Origin of the sequence: Shewanella sp. JNE2 (assembly GCF_023159115.1) — a bacterium.
Lineage (GTDB): Bacteria > Pseudomonadota > Gammaproteobacteria > Enterobacterales > Shewanellaceae > Shewanella > Shewanella putrefaciens.
This window is the reverse complement of sequence record NZ_CP096169.1, coordinates 361,197-379,910: the sequence shown is the minus strand read 5'-3', so window position 1 is coordinate 379,910 and position 18,714 is coordinate 361,197. Positions and strand designations below refer to the sequence as shown.

The 18,714-nt window shown below is 47.4% G+C and carries 16 protein-coding genes; 1 reads left to right on the top strand and 15 read right to left on the bottom strand.

What is annotated here, in order from left to right:
* Positions 1-15 precede the first annotated feature (15 nt).
* From ftsA to mraZ, 13 genes are all read right to left on the bottom strand, one after another.
* Positions 16-1,251 (bottom strand): cell division protein FtsA, encoded by a 1,236-nt coding sequence (ftsA, locus tag MZ182_RS01810; protein WP_011718494.1) that lies wholly within the window; start codon positions 1,249-1,251, stop codon positions 16-18.
* Positions 1,232-1,981 carry a cell division protein FtsQ/DivIB gene (locus tag MZ182_RS01805; protein WP_011787786.1) on the bottom strand — a complete coding sequence of 250 codons (750 nt, stop codon included), beginning with the start codon at positions 1,979-1,981 and terminating at the stop codon, positions 1,232-1,234. Before MZ182_RS01805 ends, ftsA begins: the two co-directional genes overlap by 20 nt.
* Before the next feature lie 151 nt (positions 1,982-2,132).
* The gene (murC, locus tag MZ182_RS01800) at positions 2,133-3,599 is read right to left on the bottom strand and encodes a UDP-N-acetylmuramate--L-alanine ligase (RefSeq protein ID WP_248069059.1); all 1,467 of its coding nucleotides are present in this window, start codon (positions 3,597-3,599) and stop codon (positions 2,133-2,135) included.
* Positions 3,600-3,601: 2 nt separating this feature from the next.
* Positions 3,602-4,690, bottom strand: a complete 1,089-nt coding sequence (murG, locus tag MZ182_RS01795; RefSeq protein ID WP_248069057.1) for an undecaprenyldiphospho-muramoylpentapeptide beta-N-acetylglucosaminyltransferase — start codon at positions 4,688-4,690, stop codon at positions 3,602-3,604.
* Positions 4,690-5,901 carry a cell division protein FtsW gene (gene ftsW, locus MZ182_RS01790; protein ID WP_025008065.1) on the bottom strand — a complete coding sequence of 404 codons (1,212 nt, stop codon included), beginning with the start codon at positions 5,899-5,901 and terminating at the stop codon, positions 4,690-4,692. Before ftsW ends, murG begins: the two co-directional genes overlap by 1 nt.
* A complete protein-coding gene (gene murD / locus MZ182_RS01785) occupies positions 5,891-7,210 on the bottom strand; it encodes a UDP-N-acetylmuramoyl-L-alanine--D-glutamate ligase (protein ID WP_014609686.1) in 1,320 nt (439 codons plus the stop codon). The genes ftsW and murD overlap by 11 nt, the downstream gene beginning before the upstream one ends.
* Before the next feature lie 6 nt (positions 7,211-7,216).
* Positions 7,217-8,299: a phospho-N-acetylmuramoyl-pentapeptide-transferase gene (gene mraY / locus MZ182_RS01780; RefSeq protein WP_248069055.1), complete on the bottom strand. Its 1,083-nt coding sequence runs from the start codon at positions 8,297-8,299 to the stop codon at positions 7,217-7,219.
* Positions 8,300-9,682: a UDP-N-acetylmuramoyl-tripeptide--D-alanyl-D-alanine ligase gene (locus MZ182_RS01775; protein WP_025008062.1), complete on the bottom strand. Its 1,383-nt coding sequence runs from the start codon at positions 9,680-9,682 to the stop codon at positions 8,300-8,302.
* Entirely contained in the window at positions 9,679-11,181 is a 1,503-nt protein-coding gene (gene murE / locus MZ182_RS01770; RefSeq protein ID WP_248069045.1) for a UDP-N-acetylmuramoyl-L-alanyl-D-glutamate--2,6-diaminopimelate ligase, read from the bottom strand. Before murE ends, MZ182_RS01775 begins: the two co-directional genes overlap by 4 nt.
* Positions 11,178-12,929: a peptidoglycan glycosyltransferase FtsI gene (locus MZ182_RS01765; RefSeq protein WP_011787778.1), complete on the bottom strand. Its 1,752-nt coding sequence runs from the start codon at positions 12,927-12,929 to the stop codon at positions 11,178-11,180. The genes murE and MZ182_RS01765 overlap by 4 nt, the downstream gene beginning before the upstream one ends.
* A 13-nt stretch (positions 12,930-12,942) precedes the next feature.
* Positions 12,943-13,257 (bottom strand): cell division protein FtsL, encoded by a 315-nt coding sequence (gene ftsL / locus MZ182_RS01760; RefSeq protein WP_011787777.1) that lies wholly within the window; start codon positions 13,255-13,257, stop codon positions 12,943-12,945.
* A gap of 10 nt (positions 13,258-13,267) precedes the next feature.
* Complete coding sequence (rsmH, locus tag MZ182_RS01755; RefSeq protein ID WP_011787776.1) at positions 13,268-14,209, bottom strand: 16S rRNA (cytosine(1402)-N(4))-methyltransferase RsmH; 942 nt, start codon at positions 14,207-14,209, stop codon at positions 13,268-13,270.
* Positions 14,210-14,240: 31 nt separating this feature from the next.
* The gene (gene mraZ / locus MZ182_RS01750) at positions 14,241-14,699 is read right to left on the bottom strand and encodes a division/cell wall cluster transcriptional repressor MraZ (RefSeq protein ID WP_011787775.1); all 459 of its coding nucleotides are present in this window, start codon (positions 14,697-14,699) and stop codon (positions 14,241-14,243) included.
* 458 nt (positions 14,700-15,157) lie between these two features.
* Between mraZ and MZ182_RS01745 the strand changes: the two genes are divergently transcribed.
* Positions 15,158-15,487 carry a hypothetical protein gene (locus MZ182_RS01745; protein ID WP_014609682.1) on the top strand — a complete coding sequence of 110 codons (330 nt, stop codon included), beginning with the start codon at positions 15,158-15,160 and terminating at the stop codon, positions 15,485-15,487.
* 106 nt (positions 15,488-15,593) lie between these two features.
* Here MZ182_RS01745 and glpK read toward each other — a convergent pair whose 3' ends face one another.
* Positions 15,594-17,078 (bottom strand): glycerol kinase GlpK, encoded by a 1,485-nt coding sequence (gene glpK, locus MZ182_RS01740; protein ID WP_115016452.1) that lies wholly within the window; start codon positions 17,076-17,078, stop codon positions 15,594-15,596.
* 179 nt (positions 17,079-17,257) lie between these two features.
* On the bottom strand, positions 17,258-18,607 hold the full coding sequence (locus MZ182_RS01735) for an outer membrane protein transport protein (RefSeq protein WP_248069043.1): 1,350 nt from the start codon (positions 18,605-18,607) through the stop codon (positions 17,258-17,260).
* Between the last annotated feature and the right edge of the window lie 107 nt (positions 18,608-18,714).

Below are 18,714 nucleotides of genomic sequence, written 5' to 3'. Positions count from 1 at the left end.
CCTGCGTTATGAAAATTAAAATTCGCCCTTAAACCAGCTTTGGACCCGATTCCAAGCGCTAGTTACCCCTTGGCGCTCAGGACGCTCGAATTGACGTTCAAGCACCCTTCTTGCACCGTAATGAAGCAGCCCAACTCCCGTTGAGTAAATGGACTGATCCACGTATTCATATAACCCTTTGATCGGTAACGGTGACGCTACCCGAACTGGCATGCCAAAAGTTGCTTCCGCAATATCCACCACACCTTGAATCGACGCGGTACCGCCCGTTAGCACAATACCTGCGGCGATTTGATCTTCTAAACCACTGTCTTTCAACTCTTTGAGCACTAGCTCAAACAACTCTTGATATCTTGGCTCCACCACTTCGGCCAGCGTATGACGCGACATGCTGCGCGATGGGCGACCACCTACCGATGGCACTTCAATACTGTCTTCGCGACTCACCATGGAGCTGCGAGCACAGGCGAATTGCACTTTAATTTGTTCGGCATGCGATGATGGCGTGCGAAAAATCTTCGCAATGTCGTTAGTCACTTGGTTACCCGCAACGGGCACGACCGCACAGTGGCGCAGCGCACCATTGGTATACACTGCAATATCGGTAGTGCCACCGCCGATATCGACGATACACACACCTAAGTCTTTCTCATCGAAGGTCAGCACAGCGTCGGCTGAAGCAATACCTGAAAATACTAAGTCATCGACTTTTAAACCGCAGCGTTCAACGCTTTTAGTGATGTTCTTTGCCATATCATTGGCACAGGTCACTATATGCACCTTGGCTTCCATCCGCATGCCTGACATGCCGATTGGGCTACGAATACCGTCTTGGACATCAATGGCATATTCCTGTGGCAGTACGTGCAATATCCGACGTTCAGTCGGGATCTTGACCGAGCGCGCAGTGTGGATCACATTGTCCACATCTTCCTGTGTCACTTCTTCATCGTTAATAGACACCATGCCGTTTTCGTTTTGGCAGGCGATATGTTTACCGGAAATGCTCAGGTAAACCGATGACACTTGGCAATCTGCCATTAATTCTGCTTGGTCGAGCGCACGTTGTACACTGCGAACGATGGAGTCTAAATCGTTAACGCCACCTTTATCCATGCCCCTTGAAGGATGATTGCCAAGGCCGACTATGCTGATTTCGCCATCGGGCAGAACTTCGCCTATGATCACTGCGACCTTAGAGGTTCCTATGTCCAATCCGACGATCAGATTTCTATCTTGGTTTTTGGTCATTAATTATCAGTTCTCTTGTTTGTGCATCGCCCCAGCCTACGGCCAACCCTGTGTCGTAGCGTAAATCCACTCTGGCAATCGGTTTATCTTGTTTTGCCAAAAGAGGATAAACAGTAATAAATCTTTGTATCCGAGCAATTTTATCTTCTCGACCCAAGTCTAAAACGATACCGTTCTCTAGGGTCGCGTGCCACGCATGACGCGGCGTTAAATTCAAGCTAGCTAAAGTAAAACCATTAATTTTAAGCAATGAATTAACCTGTGCATACGCGGTTAATACTTCGACTCCCATATCATCAGGCCCTGATAGCTGTGGCAAATACTCAAGCTCTGGGCGCGCTGGCGCTTCAAACACTTCACCATGCACATTTAACCACGATGCTCCATTCCAATGGGCGACGGGTTGTTGTTCTTGCAAATACACCCTGAGTTTAGCTGGCCACTCGCGCCTTACTGACGCACGATATACCCAAGGCAAGGCTTCTAATGCCTGCTGTACTAAGGAGATATCAGCACTAAAAAAACTTCGCTGCATCAAATCCTGTAGTGCTATTTGTATATCTCTATCTGTGGTGTAAGTCCGTTCACCTTTGATGGCAACCGCTTCTATCGGCAGTGTACTGGCATCATTCAAAAACTTATGTAATTGGTAACCTGCAAACACGAAACTACCAATCACTAAACTTAAAAAGCCAATCCCACTCCACAGATACCAATTGACCCGTGACATTCTCGCCCACCAGTGCCGCCTCTTATCACTCCAAGACACGTTTGATCCCACCTTTAACGACACTTACCAAAAACCACAGAAAACCGGCCATTATATAGAGCGAAACCTTTTGGTCAAAATTTCCTTTTAACCACAGTCCAAACACCATACATCACGCTGGTACCCGCGCGATTTCTACCTTTGCAAAGCCTAATTCTGTTACCGCTAACTGGCGCGACAGGGCGCCTATATTACCCGCACCTTGGGTCAACAATAAATCCCCCTCCTGCAACACATCGGGTAGCACTTCGGCTAGCTGATCTGGGCTGGCAATAAAGATGGGATCAAGCTGGCCGCGAAGACGAATCGAGCGGCACAATGCCCGACCATCGGCACCGGTAATGGGTGCCTCGCCTGCACTGTAGACATCGAGTAACAGCAAACAATCCACTTGAGATAACACCTCAATAAAGTCTTCGTACAAATCACGGGTACGAGTATATCGATGGGGCTGATAGGCCATGACTAAGCGTTTTTCTGGCCAGCCTGCTCGCGCTGCTTTAATGGTTGCAGCCACTTCACTTGGGTGATGACCATAGTCATCGACTAACATCACTTCACCCTTAGGTGTGGCAAACTTACCTAAGTGCTGGAAGCGACGACCAATGCCTTGGAACTCAGCCAATGCTTGAATAAGGGCGCTGTCATCAATTTCATCTTCAGTTGCTACCGCAATCGCAGCCAGCGCATTTAGCACATTGTGCTGACCTGGCAGGTTAAGCAGCAGATCTAAATCTTCCTTACCTTTGCGTCTTACCGTAAAACGGCATTGATGGCCTTGCTGGCTAAAGTTTAATGCTTGAACATCAGCGTCATCACTAAAACCATAAGTCACTAAGTGACGACCAATACGCGGCATAATTTCACGAACAACAGGATCATCAATACACACGACTGCCACACCATAGAATGGCAAATTATGCAGAAAATCCACAAAGGTCGATTTCAGTTTTTCAAAGTCACCGCCATAGGTATCCATATGATCGGCTTCAATATTGGTTACCACGCTGACCATAGGCTGCAGATGCAGGAAGCTCGCATCACTTTCATCAGCTTCGGCAATCAAGTAACGACTGGTGCCCAATCTTGCATTAGTACCTGCGCTATTAAGTAAGCCACCAATAACAAAGGTGGGATCCCGCCCAGCCTGACCATAAACACTGGCAATAAGACTGGTTGTGGTAGTTTTACCATGGGTACCCGCAATCGCCACACCATGGCGATAACGCATTAACTCCGCCAGCATTTCGGCACGGCGAACGATAGGGATCCGTAACTCTTTAGCGGCGATAATTTCAGGATTTTCAGCGTTTATCGCGGTCGAAACCACAACAACATCAACTTGCTGTACATTGTCAGCAGCATGACCAATTTGGATCTTCGCACCGAGTAAACACAATCTGTCGGTCACGGTATTTTGGGCGATATCCGAACCACTCACCTGATAGCCTTCGTTCACTAACACTTCAGCTATCCCGCCCATGCCCGCGCCGCCAATGCCGACGAAGTGAATACGCTTAATACGGCGCATTTCGGGGATCATGCTTCTTAGCTGTATGTATCTTTCTGTTTTAGTCATGCTTATCCTTTCTCAGCAAGGCTGATGCACACGGCTGCAACTTGTTCTGTGGCATCCAGTACTGCAACGTCTCTTGCTCTTTGGCCCATACGGGCTAATTCTGTTCTGTCATTAGCGAGCAATTGTAATTTACCCACTAGCTTATCTACGTCCAAGATGGCTTGCGGCAATAGGAAAGCAGCGCCAGCCTCAACCAATACTTGACCGTTACGTGTTTGGTGATCATCCACCGCATGGGGATAGGGAACCAAAATACTCGGTAATCCCACCGCGGCTAGCTCTGATACTGTTAGTGCACCTGCTCGGCATAGCACCACATCGGCCCAACGGTAGGCGGCTTCCATATCATCAATAAATTCAGCAATGTTGACCCCACCCTCTTGGCCTTGTTGCTGATATGCCGCTTTTACACCTGCTAAATTATCTTTACCTACCTGATGCCAAACGGTAATAGATTGCTGCTTACTTAAGGCCGCCACCACAGAAGGCATTAAATCGTTAAATATTTTGGCGCCTAGGCTTCCACCCACCACAAGCACTTTTAAAGCATCATCGGCAAGGGGTTTTGGCTCAGCGCCTAGCGCGATTAGCTCACGCCGAATGGGATTACCCACTACCTTGGATTTCACTATGGTAAAGGTGTTTTTAAAAGCACATAACACTTGAGTTGCGATACGAGAAAGCAACTTATTCGTCATACCAGGAATCGCATTTTGTTCATGCAACACTAACGGAATACCCGCAAGTCTTGCTGCAACGCCACCAGGCCCACTGGCAAAACCACCCATGCCGAGCACGACATCTGGTTTAAATTCCGCTATCACAGCTTTGGCCTGCAAGATAGAGCGGATCACTTTAAAAGGGGCAGCCAATTTGCGAACCAAACCATTACCACGAACCCCTTTGATATCAATAAAATCAATATCAAATCCGTATTGCGGTACTAAACGCGCTTCCATACGATCGGCCGTGCCCAACCAACGGACTTGCCATCCCTGTTGCGCTAAATACTTGGCCACCGCTAGTGCCGGGAAGACATGCCCGCCCGTACCACCTGCCATGACTAGAATACGTTTACCCTCTTGGGTCATTACTTCAATCTCCCTTGCACGGCCTGAACTAAACTCATGCGCCGTTCATAATCAATGCGTAGCAATGTCATTGCCGCCGCCGTCATGACCCATAAACTACTACCACCGTAGCTTACAAAGGGCAGTGTTAACCCTTTAGTAGGTAACATACCAATGCTTGCTCCCACATTAACGACGGTCTGAAAACAGATCCAAATGCCGATGGCATAGGCCAGATAACCTTCGAAGGCTTTGTCCATCACTAGGCATAAATTGCCGAGGCGAATGGCCCTCAATGCCACAAACAGCAACACGGATAACACTGCAATAATGCCGATAAAACCTAACTCTTCCCCTATAACAGCAAAGATAAAGTCGGTATGGGCTTCGGGCAAATATTCTAATTTTTGAATACTATTACCTAACCCCTGACCAAACCAATCGCCACGGCCATAGGCCATTAAAGATTGGGTTAACTGATAACCACTGCCAAAGGGATCTTGCCAAGGATCCATAAATGAGGTGACACGGCGCATACGGTAAGGTTCGAGTAATACCAGCGCAACGAAGGCTAAAACCCCAGTAAAAATCAGTGCAAAGAAATCGAGTAACCGCGCACCGGCAAGGAACAATAACCCCACTGTTCCAACGAATAGCACCACGACTGTACCTAAGTCAGGTTGCATTAAGATCAAAATGGCGTAAATCGCGAACACAGCTATCGGCTTATAGAAACCCTTCGCATTTTCACGAACTTCTTGATGCCGACGCACAAGATAACCTGCCATATACACAGAGAAAGCAAACTTAGCCAACTCTGCGACTTGAATACGAATAGGCCCGATAGATAACCAGCGCGTGGCACCATTAACTGTGGTCCCCACCAGTAACACTGCAACCAACATCAAACCGACAACTAACAGCATGATTGGACTCAAACGCTGCCAAGTTTGCATATCTACCCGTAGCACGAAAGCCGCAATGACAAAACAACCAATCAAATAACCCACATGGCGAGTCATAAAGTGAAACGGATTTCCGGTTAGCGTTTGAGCCTCTGGCATCGATGCCGACATCACCATCACAAAACCAAAAGCGATTAAAGACAATACAGCCGTGAACAAAGCACGGTCGTACAATTGCACGCCCGGCACTTCAGTGTCACGTTGCCAGTTTGGCATTGCGGATAGCAAGCGACCAAACAGGCTGAATTGCCTTGTATCACTCGCCATCGAGCTGCTCCACCAGATTGCGGAAATCATCGCCACGCGCCATAAAGTTACTGTACATATCTAGACTCGCACAGGCGGGAGATAATAAAACGATATCGCCTGAGGTGGCTAATGCAGCCGCCTTGGCAACGGCTGCAGCCATAGAGTCGACTTTAATAGCCCCTTCCTTCAGCGCAGCAATCTTATTGCCATCACGGCCTAAGGTAATCAGATGAGTCACCTTGCTCAGTGGCTCAACCAGCGGGCTGAAATCCGCCCCCTTGCCATCACCGCCAGCAATTAAAATAATGTCGCCTAAGTGATCGCTTAAACCATCAAGTGCGGCAACTGTTGCGCCCACATTGGTGGCCTTGGAATCGTTCACATAAGTCACACCGCCTTTTATCCCAACCACTTCACAGCGGTGTGAGAGCCCAGTAAAGGTGCGAGCTACCTTCGCCATCACTTGCTTATCTACACCCACGGCATAGACTAGAGCCATGGCTGCAAGTAAGTTAGCATGGTTATGACTGCCAATTAGCGACACTTCGGTAATTGGCATAATTTCGCTGCGACCATGATAAATCTTACTATCACAAATACCCCACTCGTCGCCCTCTGGCGGCGCTAAACCAAAGCTGTTTTGGTTCATAGGTTCGGTAGGTATAGTCAGCGCATCATCACGGTTAAAAATGATGGAGCGACTTTGATGGTACAGACGCAGCTTTGCTTTGCGATAGGCATCCATATCGCTGTATCTGTCCATGTGATCTTCCGTCACGTTCAAGCAAGTTGAAGCCACGCAATTCAAGCTGTGAGTGGTTTCCAGTTGGAAGCTCGACAGCTCAAGCACAAAAATCTCTGCATTCTCGCTCAGCAGATCTAGTGCAGGAACACCAATATTGCCCCCCACAGCAACAGCCATGCCTGCTTCACGCAGCATTTCACCGACTAAGGTTGTGACCGTCGACTTGCCATTAGAGCCAGTAATACCAATCACGCAGGGTTTTCGGTCTGCGATTTCTCTGGCAAAAAGTTCAACGTCACCAATGACCTCTATTCCCATATCTAACGCTGCACGCACTTCAGCGGTATCGAGAGCAATGCCTGGGCTAATAATAATTTGGCTGGCTTGTACTAAATAGCGACAATCAAAACCACCCGTAATTAACTGTACTTCAGGGAAAGAGGCCGCAAGAGTATCCGCCCCCGGAGGTTGTCTACGGCTATCCATCACCAGTGGCGTAATGCCCTTTCCACACAAATAGCGTACAACGGACAACCCCGTTGCGCCCAAACCTAACACTATGTGTGAATACTGACGTTGCATACCCTATTACCTTAACTTTAATGTGGCTAAACCGAGCAAAACGAGGAATATCGAGATAATCCAAAAACGCACTATCACTCGAGGTTCAGGCCAACCTTTCAATTCATAATGATGATGAATAGGTGCCATACGGAAAATTCGTTGCCCGCGTAATTTATAGGAACCCACCTGTAGGATCACAGACACCGTTTCCATCACAAACACACCGCCCATAATGACAAGTAGAATTTCTTGGCGCACAAGCACTGCGATAGCACCTAAAGCAGCACCTAGCGATAATGAGCCAACATCCCCCATAAACACTTGTGCTGGGTAAGTGTTAAACCACAAAAAACCTAAGCCAGCACCAACAATGGCAGTACACACAATCACGAGTTCACCAGAACCGGGCAAATGTGGAATATGCAGATAATTTGCAAACTGCACATGACCAGATAGATACGCAATTAACGCAAATGCGGCGGCAACCATCACAGTCGGCATAATCGCCAAACCATCCAAACCATCAGTTAAGTTCACCGCATTGCTCGAACCCACAATAGTGAAATACGCCAACACGATAAACACGCCGCCAAGCTGTGGCATCACATCCTTAAAGAAAGGAACCACTAACTGGGTTTCACCCGTGTTAGCCGCGGTTGCATATAAAAAGAAGGCGATTAACAATGCAGCTAAGGATTGCAGAATATATTTCCAACGCGCAATCAAGCCTTTAGTGTCTTTACGTACCACTTTACGGTAATCGTCGATAAAACCGATCAGACCAAAACTGCCCAGTACAAACAGCATCACCCACACATAGCGGCTACCAAGATCGCCCCATAGCAATACGCTAATGAAAATAGCGGCCAATATCAGTAAGCCACCCATAGTCGGCGTGCCACGCTTACTAAAATGTGACTCTGGACCATCGTTACGCACAACCTGACCAATTTGCAATAATTGCAAGCGTTCGATAAGTTTTGGTCCCCACCATAAACTAAAAATCAACGCGGTTAATAAGCCTAAAATGGCTCGAAAGGTCACATAGGAAAACACGTTAAACCCAGTATAAAAACGGGTTAAATACTCAGCCAGATATACCAGCATTTACACTAACTCCCCACGCCCGAAGGCTACTGTTAGGCCATCCACGACCCGCTCCATGGCGGCGCTACGTGAACCTTTGACTAAAACCGTCACCTGTCCCGGCAACTGGTTAATGTGCTTTATCAATTTTTCTACTAACACAGCCACGCTCTCATGGTGCTCCGCCCCAAAAGCTTGGCTCGTATGCTGACTCAACGCTCCTGTACAAAACAGCGCATCAATCCCCTGCTGTTTGGCCAGTTGTCCGAGTTCGGCGTGTAAAAGGGGCGCATTGTCGCCTAATTCGCCCAAATCTCCCAGTACCAAACAGCGATTTTCAGAAATTTCCTTTAACCAAGCGATAGCGGCGCCAACAGATACAGGATTTGCATTATAGCTATCGTCGATTAAACGAATTCGTCCTAATTGACTCGGCTGCATACGCCCCTTTACAGGCGTTAATTGGCTTAGGCCATGGGCGATATCAGTCAAACTTAATCCCAATGCAATACATACGCTTGCTGCAGCTAACGCATTACTGACCTGATGACGCCCCGCCAGCGGTAACTTAACGTCACAAGATTCACCTAAGTAGTTGAGCATAAAACGATAACAGCCATCGGCATCTGCTTTATGTCCCGTAGCAATAACGTCAATACGACGCTTTGCTGCGCCCTCTTGTTGAGAGAAATGCAATTGTTTATAAGGTCTTGCTTTAACACTCATCACATCGGCGAAAGCATCATCAGCATTGATAATTGCAGTACCGTCGGCCTGTAGATGGTTAAAAATTTCCGATTTAGCTTGGGCAACACCCGCTTGCGAGCCAAACCCTTCTAAATGGGCACTGCCAACATTATTGACTAACGCCACATTCGGACGGACTAGCCCAGAGGTGTAATCAATCTCACCTTTATGATTAGCGCCCAGCTCAAACACCCCATACTCATCCGCAGGCGTTAAGCGCAGCAAGGTTAAGGGCACACCGATCTCGTTATTAAAATTACCAGCGGTGTAAAGCACTTGGTGTTTAGCCGACAAAATAGTGGCGATCATTTCTTTTACGCTGGTCTTGCCGTTTGAACCCGTCAACGCCACACAAATGGGATTAATTTGGTCACGGACATAAGCCCCTATCGCGCCCATCGCTTTTTGACAATCTGCCACTATAAGTTGTGGAATATTCAGAGCGAGCTCACGTTCAACCATTAATGCTGCGGCGCCATTCTCAATAGCGGTTGCTGCGAAATCATGGCCATCGAAACGCTCTCCTTTTAAAGCGACAAATAGGGTTGCGTCGCCGACTTTGCGGCTATCACTGCTTAAATCTTGGATGGTAACGTCGTTACCGACTCGATGCGCACCTAAATGTTGACTTAGCACTTCGAGTGAAAGAGGGATCATTTTGATTGCTCCGCTAACTGGCGTGCCAAAGCGCGTTCATCATAGTTATGACGCACGCCTGCCGCCTCTTGGTAAGTTTCGTGGCCTTTGCCCGCAAGTAAGATCAGATCGCCAGATTTAGCCAATCCCACAACGTCTTTAATTGCTGTGATACGGTCAACCTGAGTCAATGCTCGTTCTGGAGTGACAAGCCCTTGGATAATATCGCTAATAATTTGTGCAGGATCTTCGCTGCGTGCATTATCACTGGTCACCATAATACGGTCTGCATATTGCTCAGCGGCACGCCCCATCAAAGGGCGCTTGCCCTTATCGCGGTCTCCACCGCAACCAAACACGCACCATAAATCCTCCGCACAATGGCGGCGCAAGGCCGTTAATGCCTGCTCTATCGCATCGGGTGTATGTGCATAATCGACGACTAAGGTGATGTTATCCGCCGTAGTAAAACGCTCCATACGACCCGCAACAGGCATTAAATACTGCACTTGCTCGGCTAAGGCTTCCATATCAAAACCTTGCAGATACAAGGCCGATAACGCCGCAAGTAAATTGGAAAGATTAAAAGCCCCCAGAAGTGGCGAGTGAATTTGAGTTTCGCCCTCGGGCCACACTAAAGTTGCACTTACGCCTTGATCGTCAAACTGAGTATTTTTGGTATAAAAAGCCGCGGCTTGGTGGCCTTCGATACTAAAGCCCCAGATCTGTGCAGCCATGTCTTTAAGCTCAATCAACCAAGATGCACCAACGGGGTCATCGAGATTCAATAAACCATGGCCTAAAGTGCTAAACCGAAATAGGCTTTGCTTAGCGGCAGCATAGCTTTCCATGTCGCCGTGGTAATCGAGGTGATCGCGCGTTAAGTTAGTGAACACGGCGACATCGAATGGTACTGCATCGACGCGGCCTTGCACTAGCCCGTGGCTCGACACTTCCATAGCACAAACGCTCGCGCCTTGGGCTTCAAATTCATGCAACTGACGCATTAGGGTAATCGCATCGGCAGTGGTATTACCGCTATCAACTAGTTCACCCCATAGGCCATTTCCCAATGTACCCATAACAGCAGCTTTTCGCCCCAATGACGTCACTAGCTGTGCAATGAGTTGACTAGTTGAGGTTTTACCATTGGTGCCGGTAATGCCGATAATGCCAAGGGATGGCGTAACGGCAAACTGGTGCGCTAAGGGATAACGCTGGGCGGCTATCGCTGATACCTGACGATTTAATTGGAAAAAATAAATCTGCACGCCACGCTCAGCATTATCGCCAAGCAACACTTTGCCATGTTGGTCAGCATCATCCGTGTGAACTAATACGCCTGCGGCACCTAAATCTAAGGCTTTATCAATAAACTGTCTGCCATCGACTCTATGCCCTGGCAACGCCAAAAACACATCGCCGCGGCGTATTGCGCGGCTATCTAAGGTCAACTCATTGAAAGATTGATCACCCGAATATATAAACCAAGGCGCTAACAGGTCCCGTAGCAACATCATTCTGCTCTCCCTGCAATTCCGGCCAATTGCACCTGTTCTTTATCGGAAATAGGTTCGACATTTAACATTTGCAGTGCGCCAGACATTACCTTGGCAAATGCCGGCCCTGCCACTGAACCACCATAATACAAATCACCCTTAGGCTCGTTGACCACAACAACTATGGCTAACTTGGGATTATTCGCTGGCGCAACGCCCGCAAATAACGCGACATAATCATCACCATAGCCACCCGCAACGGCTTTACGACTCGTCCCAGATTTACCCGCGACAGGATAACCATCAATATGCGCTAAGGTGCCTGTGCCACCTTTTTCAGTCACAGTCACCAGCATCTGTAATACATCGCGGGCAACCTTAGCTGAGATAACTCGCTCACCTTCAGGTGGTTTTTTCAATTTTAAAATCGACACTGGATACAAAGTGCCGCCATTGCCTAAAGTGGCATACATACGCGCAAGTTGTAGCGTTGTTGCCGTTAAACCATAACCAAAAGAAAGCGTTGCACGCTCAAAGTCAGACCAACGATGACGATCCTGAATAAGACCCGCACTTTCACCCGTAAGATTAATCCCCGAAAAACTACCTAACCCCATGGACTGATAAGTACCTAGCAGTTGTTGTACCGGAATGGACAGGGCTAACTTACTGATCCCTACGTTGCTGGATTTCGCCAGAATACGCGCAAGGCTCATATCACCATAATTATTAGGGTCACGCACTTGGCGCCCACCTAAACGCATCCAACCTGGAGAAGTCGGGATAATATCCGTTGCCTTAACAGTGCCAGCCTCAAGCGCCGCCGCCACGACAAAAGGTTTAATCGTCGACCCCGGTTCAAAAGTGTCTGTCATAGCGCGATTACGCATTCTGAAGGTTTGCAGATTATCGCGAGAATTGGGGTTATAAGAGGGGGTGTTTACCATGGCAAGCACTTCACCCGTATGGATGTCTAGTACGACAATCGAGCCAGAGGTGGCTTGGTTCATCTCTGTAGTACGTTTAAGCTCACGGTAGGCTAACTGCTGAATACGATGATCAATACTCAGTACAAGATCATTTGGACTCTCGCCTTCTTGTACTATATCGAGGTGCTCAACGACATGACCATCACGCGACTTACGCACCTTTTGTTTGGATGGCGTGCCTGTCAACCAACTATTGTAGGCATTTTCAACGCCTTCAATCCCAACATCATCAATGTTAGTGATACCAATAAGCTGAGCGGTAATTTCACCACCTGGATAATAACGGCGGGATTCTGATTTTAAAAACACCCCAGGTAACTTCAGCTGAGTAATGTAATCCGCCACTGCGGGGGTGACTTGACGTTTAAGATAGGTAAAGCGTTTAGTGGGGTTACTACGAACTCTATCTAGCACATCTGCTAACGGTTCATGTAACACATCGGCCAACGCTTGCCAGCGGCGCATATCGGCAAAACTATTGCTGTCATTAACTTGCTTTGGATCGGCCCAAACCGCACGCACTGGCACGCTCACGGCAAGCATATCACCATTTCGATCTGTGATTAACCCTCGCTGAACCTCACGGCTCGTGGTACGCAGAGTACGCATATCACTTTCATGGCGTAACTTATCTGGCTCGATAATTTGAATATAAGCAGCCCGCCCCACCAAGCTCGAAAATAGCGCAAACACAAACCCAACCACCACGTATAAACGCCAATGGATAAGTTGCGGTTTTTGCTTTTTACTCGCCTGTTTGGTTTTTGCTTGCCTAATCATATCTTCCCTATACTCACGGCACCTTTACCACAATTTCTTCGCTGGGTAACGGGCGACTCATGTTGAGTTCTTTCGATGCAATACGCGTAATACGGCTATGCTCTGTCTGCGTTTGTTCTTCCAACAATAAATTGCGCCATTCAATATCCAGCCTATCCCGTTCCTGTAACAGTTGATCCCACTGTGTCGCGAGATTACGGCTAGCGTGGCTGATATAAACAACAACAACCGCGTTACTGAGCACGAGTAAAGCCAGTAACAAAATCCATTTGTGTGACCACAAATCATGTAGTACCACTCGTGGTAAATTTAATGAGGGCTTACTCACAGTTCGCCCCTTAGTAATCTAAACGCTCGGCAATGCGTAATACTGAGCTGCGAGCCCTGGCATTGCGTTCAATTTCCTCATCGGATGGCATAATCGCCTTACCAATGGCGCGTAATTTACGCGACTTATTAATTTGATCTTCAGTGATCGGCAAACCGTACGGCACACTCTCACCTTGGCTATGACGACGGATAAAACGCTTCACGATACGATCTTCTAAGGAATGAAAGCTAATGATGGATAATCGCCCTTGGGGAGCGAGTACAGCTAATGCCCCTTCAAGCGCCTGATCAATTTGGTCTAATTCACTGTTGATATAGATACGTATCGCCTGAAACACTCGGGTTGCTGGGTGCTTATTACGTTCTTTATTCTTCGTGATACGCGCAATTAAATCGGCCAAATCTTTAGTGCGTAAAAATGGCGTTTTGTCACGGTCAGCAGCAATACAACGGGCGATATGACGGGCGTTTTTTTCCTCACCATAAGTCTTAAATACCCAAGCCATATCTTCAATTTCAGCGTGAGCCAACCATTGTGCGGCTGTTTGGCCTTGGCTGTTGTCCATCCGCATATCGAGTGGGCCATCTCGCAAAAAACTAAAACCGCGCTCGGCATCGTCAAGTTGAGGTGATGACACACCTAAATCGAGTAATACGCCATCAATTTTGCCCACAAGCCCAAGATCTTCGACGTAATCGGCTAATTGGCCAAAACCGCCATGCACAATTTGAAAGCGCGGATCATCACTAAATTGTTTTGCCGCCTCAATCGCTTGGGGATCGCGATCAATTGCAATCAATCGACCATTGTCACCAAGTCGCTGCAATATCTGTCTTGAATGACCACCGCGGCCAAACGTGCCATCGATATAGATGCCATCGTCTTTGATGTTTAAACCGCCAACCGTTTCTGCTAACAAAACGGATAAATGGGCAAATTCCTGACTCATACTCTCTTCTTAATATAATTAGCGCGACTCGTTAGAGTGAAAAATCTGCCAGGCGCTCGTTATTAGCAAGCTCCTCACTTCGAATAGTTTCCTGACATTCATCAATTTGCTGCAGCCAAGCTTGCTCATCCCACAGCTCAAACTTATTCAGTTGTCCCACCAGCATAATGCGCTTATCTAAATTGGCGTATTGCCTCAATGGTGGTGGCAGTAATATTCGCCCGTTACCGTCAAGCTCCACTTCGTGGGCATAACCCAATAACAGCCGTTTTAAAGATCTTTGGGTCTTATCGGTATCGGAAAGCTTCAATAATTTTGCTTCAATCAATTCCCATTCATGGATTGGATACAAGAGTAAACAGGCGGATTGAATATCAACGGTAATCACGATGCGGCCTTGGTGCTCAAGCTGCAAAGGTTCGCGGTATCGCACTGGAATAGCGATCCGTCCCTTTGTATCTAAGTTGATAGCACTGGCTCCACGAAACACGCTAATTCATCCCATCCTGTGATTTTTGATCCACAAATATCCACTATTTCCCACAACTGCTAAGTTTAGGGACAGTAGACAAGCATTGTCAAGGGATGGAATCCTTTTATAAAGCCAGTCGGCAAGCGGGTTAGCAGCATGTCATGCCTATGGCTTAGTGACAAAGTTTTGACAAAATATCGCACCCAAATTAGCTAAACGATGGAAAGCATAGGAATAAATAGAGTTGAAAAAAGCAGCAACCTTTAGCTTTCAGGTAGTTGAAAGATGAATTTGAGTATTTATCTCTATTTATTAATAAGGCAATCGACTAATAAAATGACCTTTAATCACCCATCAGCAGCAAATAGTTGCTTCAATGTGTAGATAGCGTTTTGAAGAATAACATCACATATAGTCTAAATATTAACCAACCTCTGCCGATATAAGGTTAAGATAGATAGAACTAAGGAGGCGTTATGAGTGGATTGGATAGCATTTATGCCATGCTGGCACAGCCAGTAAAAGCCGTATTGAACCCTAAACGGGTCGTCGACCAAGTGCATAGTGCCACAGCAAATGCCCCTGATAGCCATGAAGCACCGCAGTCACAATTGCCTCCGACGCTAGAGCGCCGAGATGCCAAAGTCAGAGATAGGCGCAAAGAGTCTGAAACCAGTAAGAACAAAAAACGGCGCGCATCAGATAAAGCTAAAGAGTTAAAAGAAGGCGCTGTACTTGAAGTCACTGATGATAGTGCTGAAATTAAAAAACCACAGACTCAACATATTATTGATGTTGAAGTATAAGTTCTTATTACACAAAAAGAAAAAGGCGCAATCCACAGGATTAGCGCCTTTTTCTTAGCAACAACCAAACAATACACCAAATCTAAGCATGCTAAAATTCAATGAGTTATGTTCGAGTTCTGGCCACCGCATCCTGCCAACCTGCATATAGCTGCACTCGAGTCTGGGCATCGATATTAGGGATAAAATGCTTATCGATGCAGGCTTTGTGCTCAAGCTCTATCACACTCTCCCAAAAGCCCACGGCCAACCCAGCTAAAAATGCCGCGCCCAAAGCGGTTGTCTCACAAACGCTTGGCCTTAACACTTCGACATCGGTAATGTCGGCTTGAAATTGCATCAAAAAATCATTAGCGACCGCGCCACCATCCACTTTTAAACGCTTAAGGCTGACGCCACTGTCTTTGATCATGGCATCGAGTAAATCTTTACTCTGGTAAGCGATAGATTCCAACGCTGCCCGAATAATATGATTACGATTCGCCCCGCGTGTCAGACCAAATAGCGCACCACGGGCATTGGGATCCCAATAGGGCGCACCGAGTCCCACAAAAGCGGGTACCAGATATACGCCATTAGTATCGGCGACCTTAGAGGCAAAGTATTCGGTATCACTGGCATCGCGAATAAGCCCGAGTTCATCCCGCAACCATTGAATGGTCGCACCGCCCATAAAGACTGAACCTTCAAGGGCATAGTTCACTTCACCCTTAGGCCCCACGGCAACTGTAGTCAATAAGCCATGGTTTGAGCGCACCGCTTTGGTCCCAGTATTCATCAACAAAAAACAACCAGTGCCGTAAGTATTCTTCGCCATGCCGGGCTCGACACATAACTGGCCAAAAAGTGCCGCCTGTTGATCGCCCGCCATTCCTGCAACTTGGATTTCACTGCCTTCGCCAGCAATCCGTGTCGTACCATACACGCTGCAGGAGGGTTTAACGTCAGGCAACATAGACAAGGGAATATCTAAGGCTTCGAGTAACTTATTATCCCAAGCCAGGCTATGGATATTGAATAGCAACGTGCGGGCAGCATTGGTGGGATCGGTGACATGCACCTTGCCCTCGGTTAACTTCCACACGAGCCAAGTATCAATAGTGCCGAACAACAACTCACCACGCTCGGCTTGCTCACGGGCATTTGGCACATTATCTAAAATCCATTTGATCTTAGTGCCTGAAAAATAAGGGTCGAGTAATAAACCGGTATTCTCACGCACATATTCTTCTAACCCTTGAGCTTTGAGTTGCTCACAAATCTCAGCGCTGCGACGGCACTGCCACACAATCGCGTTATAAATAGGTTTACCTGTGGCCTTCTCCCAAATAACGGTGGTTTCCCGCTGATTGGTTATGCCAATGGCTGCCACTTCATCGCTGTGAATACCCGCACGCGCCAGCGCTTCAACTAACACTGAACTTTGGCTTGCCCAAATCTCCATGGGATCATGCTCGACCCAACCTGGATTAGGATACAACTGGGTAAATTCCCGCTGGGACACGCTGACAATGTTTGCATCGTGATCGAACACTATCGCCCTTGAACTGGTCGTGCCTTGATCTAAGGCCACCACGTATTTTTTCTGCACGCTACTATCCTATCTGGATCCTCTGTCGACATTTATATCAGCGAGAATCGAAATGACTTACTACTTATGCAGTGAATATATTCGGAATTTTCCGCCGTGACCAGTAAGCTAACCCGACGAATTTTATTCTAGCCATAAAAAAGCCCTGAAGATTCAGGGCTTTTTTTAACATACCGAACTTACATCTTGTAGCTCATTTGAATACCCGCAAGCCATACATTGCCGCTCGCTTCGCCGTTAAAGTTAACTGTCGCTAAGTTTAATAGATTTTGCTGTTCGTTGATGGGCGCATCGCCTGTCGCTTTGATATACGTCACTGCAAAATCAACATTCAGATTTTTGGAAGCCTGATAACCTGCGCCCACAGAGAACCACAAACGGTCAGAGTCAGGAATTGTAGTGGTACGCCACTCATCTGTTGCCGCCGTTTTATCTAAAGCGACACCGGCACGCACTAACCAAGCATTATTCACTTGGTAGGTCGTTCCCAGCGCGAAACGCCAGTTATCTTCAAAGTGTTCTTCTTTCACTAAATCAGACTCTAAGTCACCCTTAGGTTTAACCTCGCCGGGGAAATATGCCACTAACTGATCAAATACACTCCAATCGGTCCAGTTTACACTCGCATGCATGGCCCAGTTATCGGTCAGTTGATGGTGGGATGCAATTTCTGCAAATGCGGGTAATTCAAGCGGTAAATAACCTTCGATAGACACATCTTGGCCACCCGTATAAATGACCCCTGAAGCATGACCATCAAGATCTAGCTTAACGCCGCTATGGTAAGCCAAACCTAAACGGTGAGCGGGGGTAATCTGCCAGCTTGCGCCTAACTGCCAGCCATAGCCAATATCATCACCCTTCATACTCTTCAGCTCAGTACCGCCTGGGGGCAACATGGCAGCCACTTGCGCAGGTAAACTCGGTTTAATACCATCGACCCAACCGGGTAATGAAGCACCGATTTCACCTTCACCATAAACGATTCGCACACCACCGCCTACACTGACTGCATCATTGATGCGATAAGCAACATTAGGATTAAACTCAACGGTCGTTACCGAGGTCTTATTACCAAAAATGGCCGCTGCGTGGGTTGCAGGTAATTCTGTGGCGAGGCCATAGTTAGAGTTTACCGCTAGGCCCCAAGTCCATTGATCATTTAACTGATTTGAATAATAAAAGTTTGGCACCAACGCGCTATCGGCCACATCCAGAGCATCGCCGCCTTGCATTTTAACGGGATCTGGCCCCAGTAACGGCGAGCTTAGGCTCACATCACCTTTCACATCGACGTTTGGCATCACATAAATACCACCCGCAGAAAGCTGACGTCCTTCTAAATAAGTGAGCATGGCAGGATTTCGACCTTGGGCAGAGGCGTTATCCGCCATAGCAGCTTCCCCTGCAAAGGCGCGGCCTAAGCCAGTAGAAGAATATTCGGCCAATTGGAAACCAGCGGCATGGAGTTGAGTCGTTGAACTTAACAAGGCTGCAGTGACAGCCAAAGTCAGAAGACGTTTTTGCATTATCATTCTCTAATTATCTTATTGTTATCTGTACTACTTAAATAAGTACTACGGCATTCAGGCAAAATAGAGTAAACACTCCAGATTGAATGCGCTGCAGTTTACTT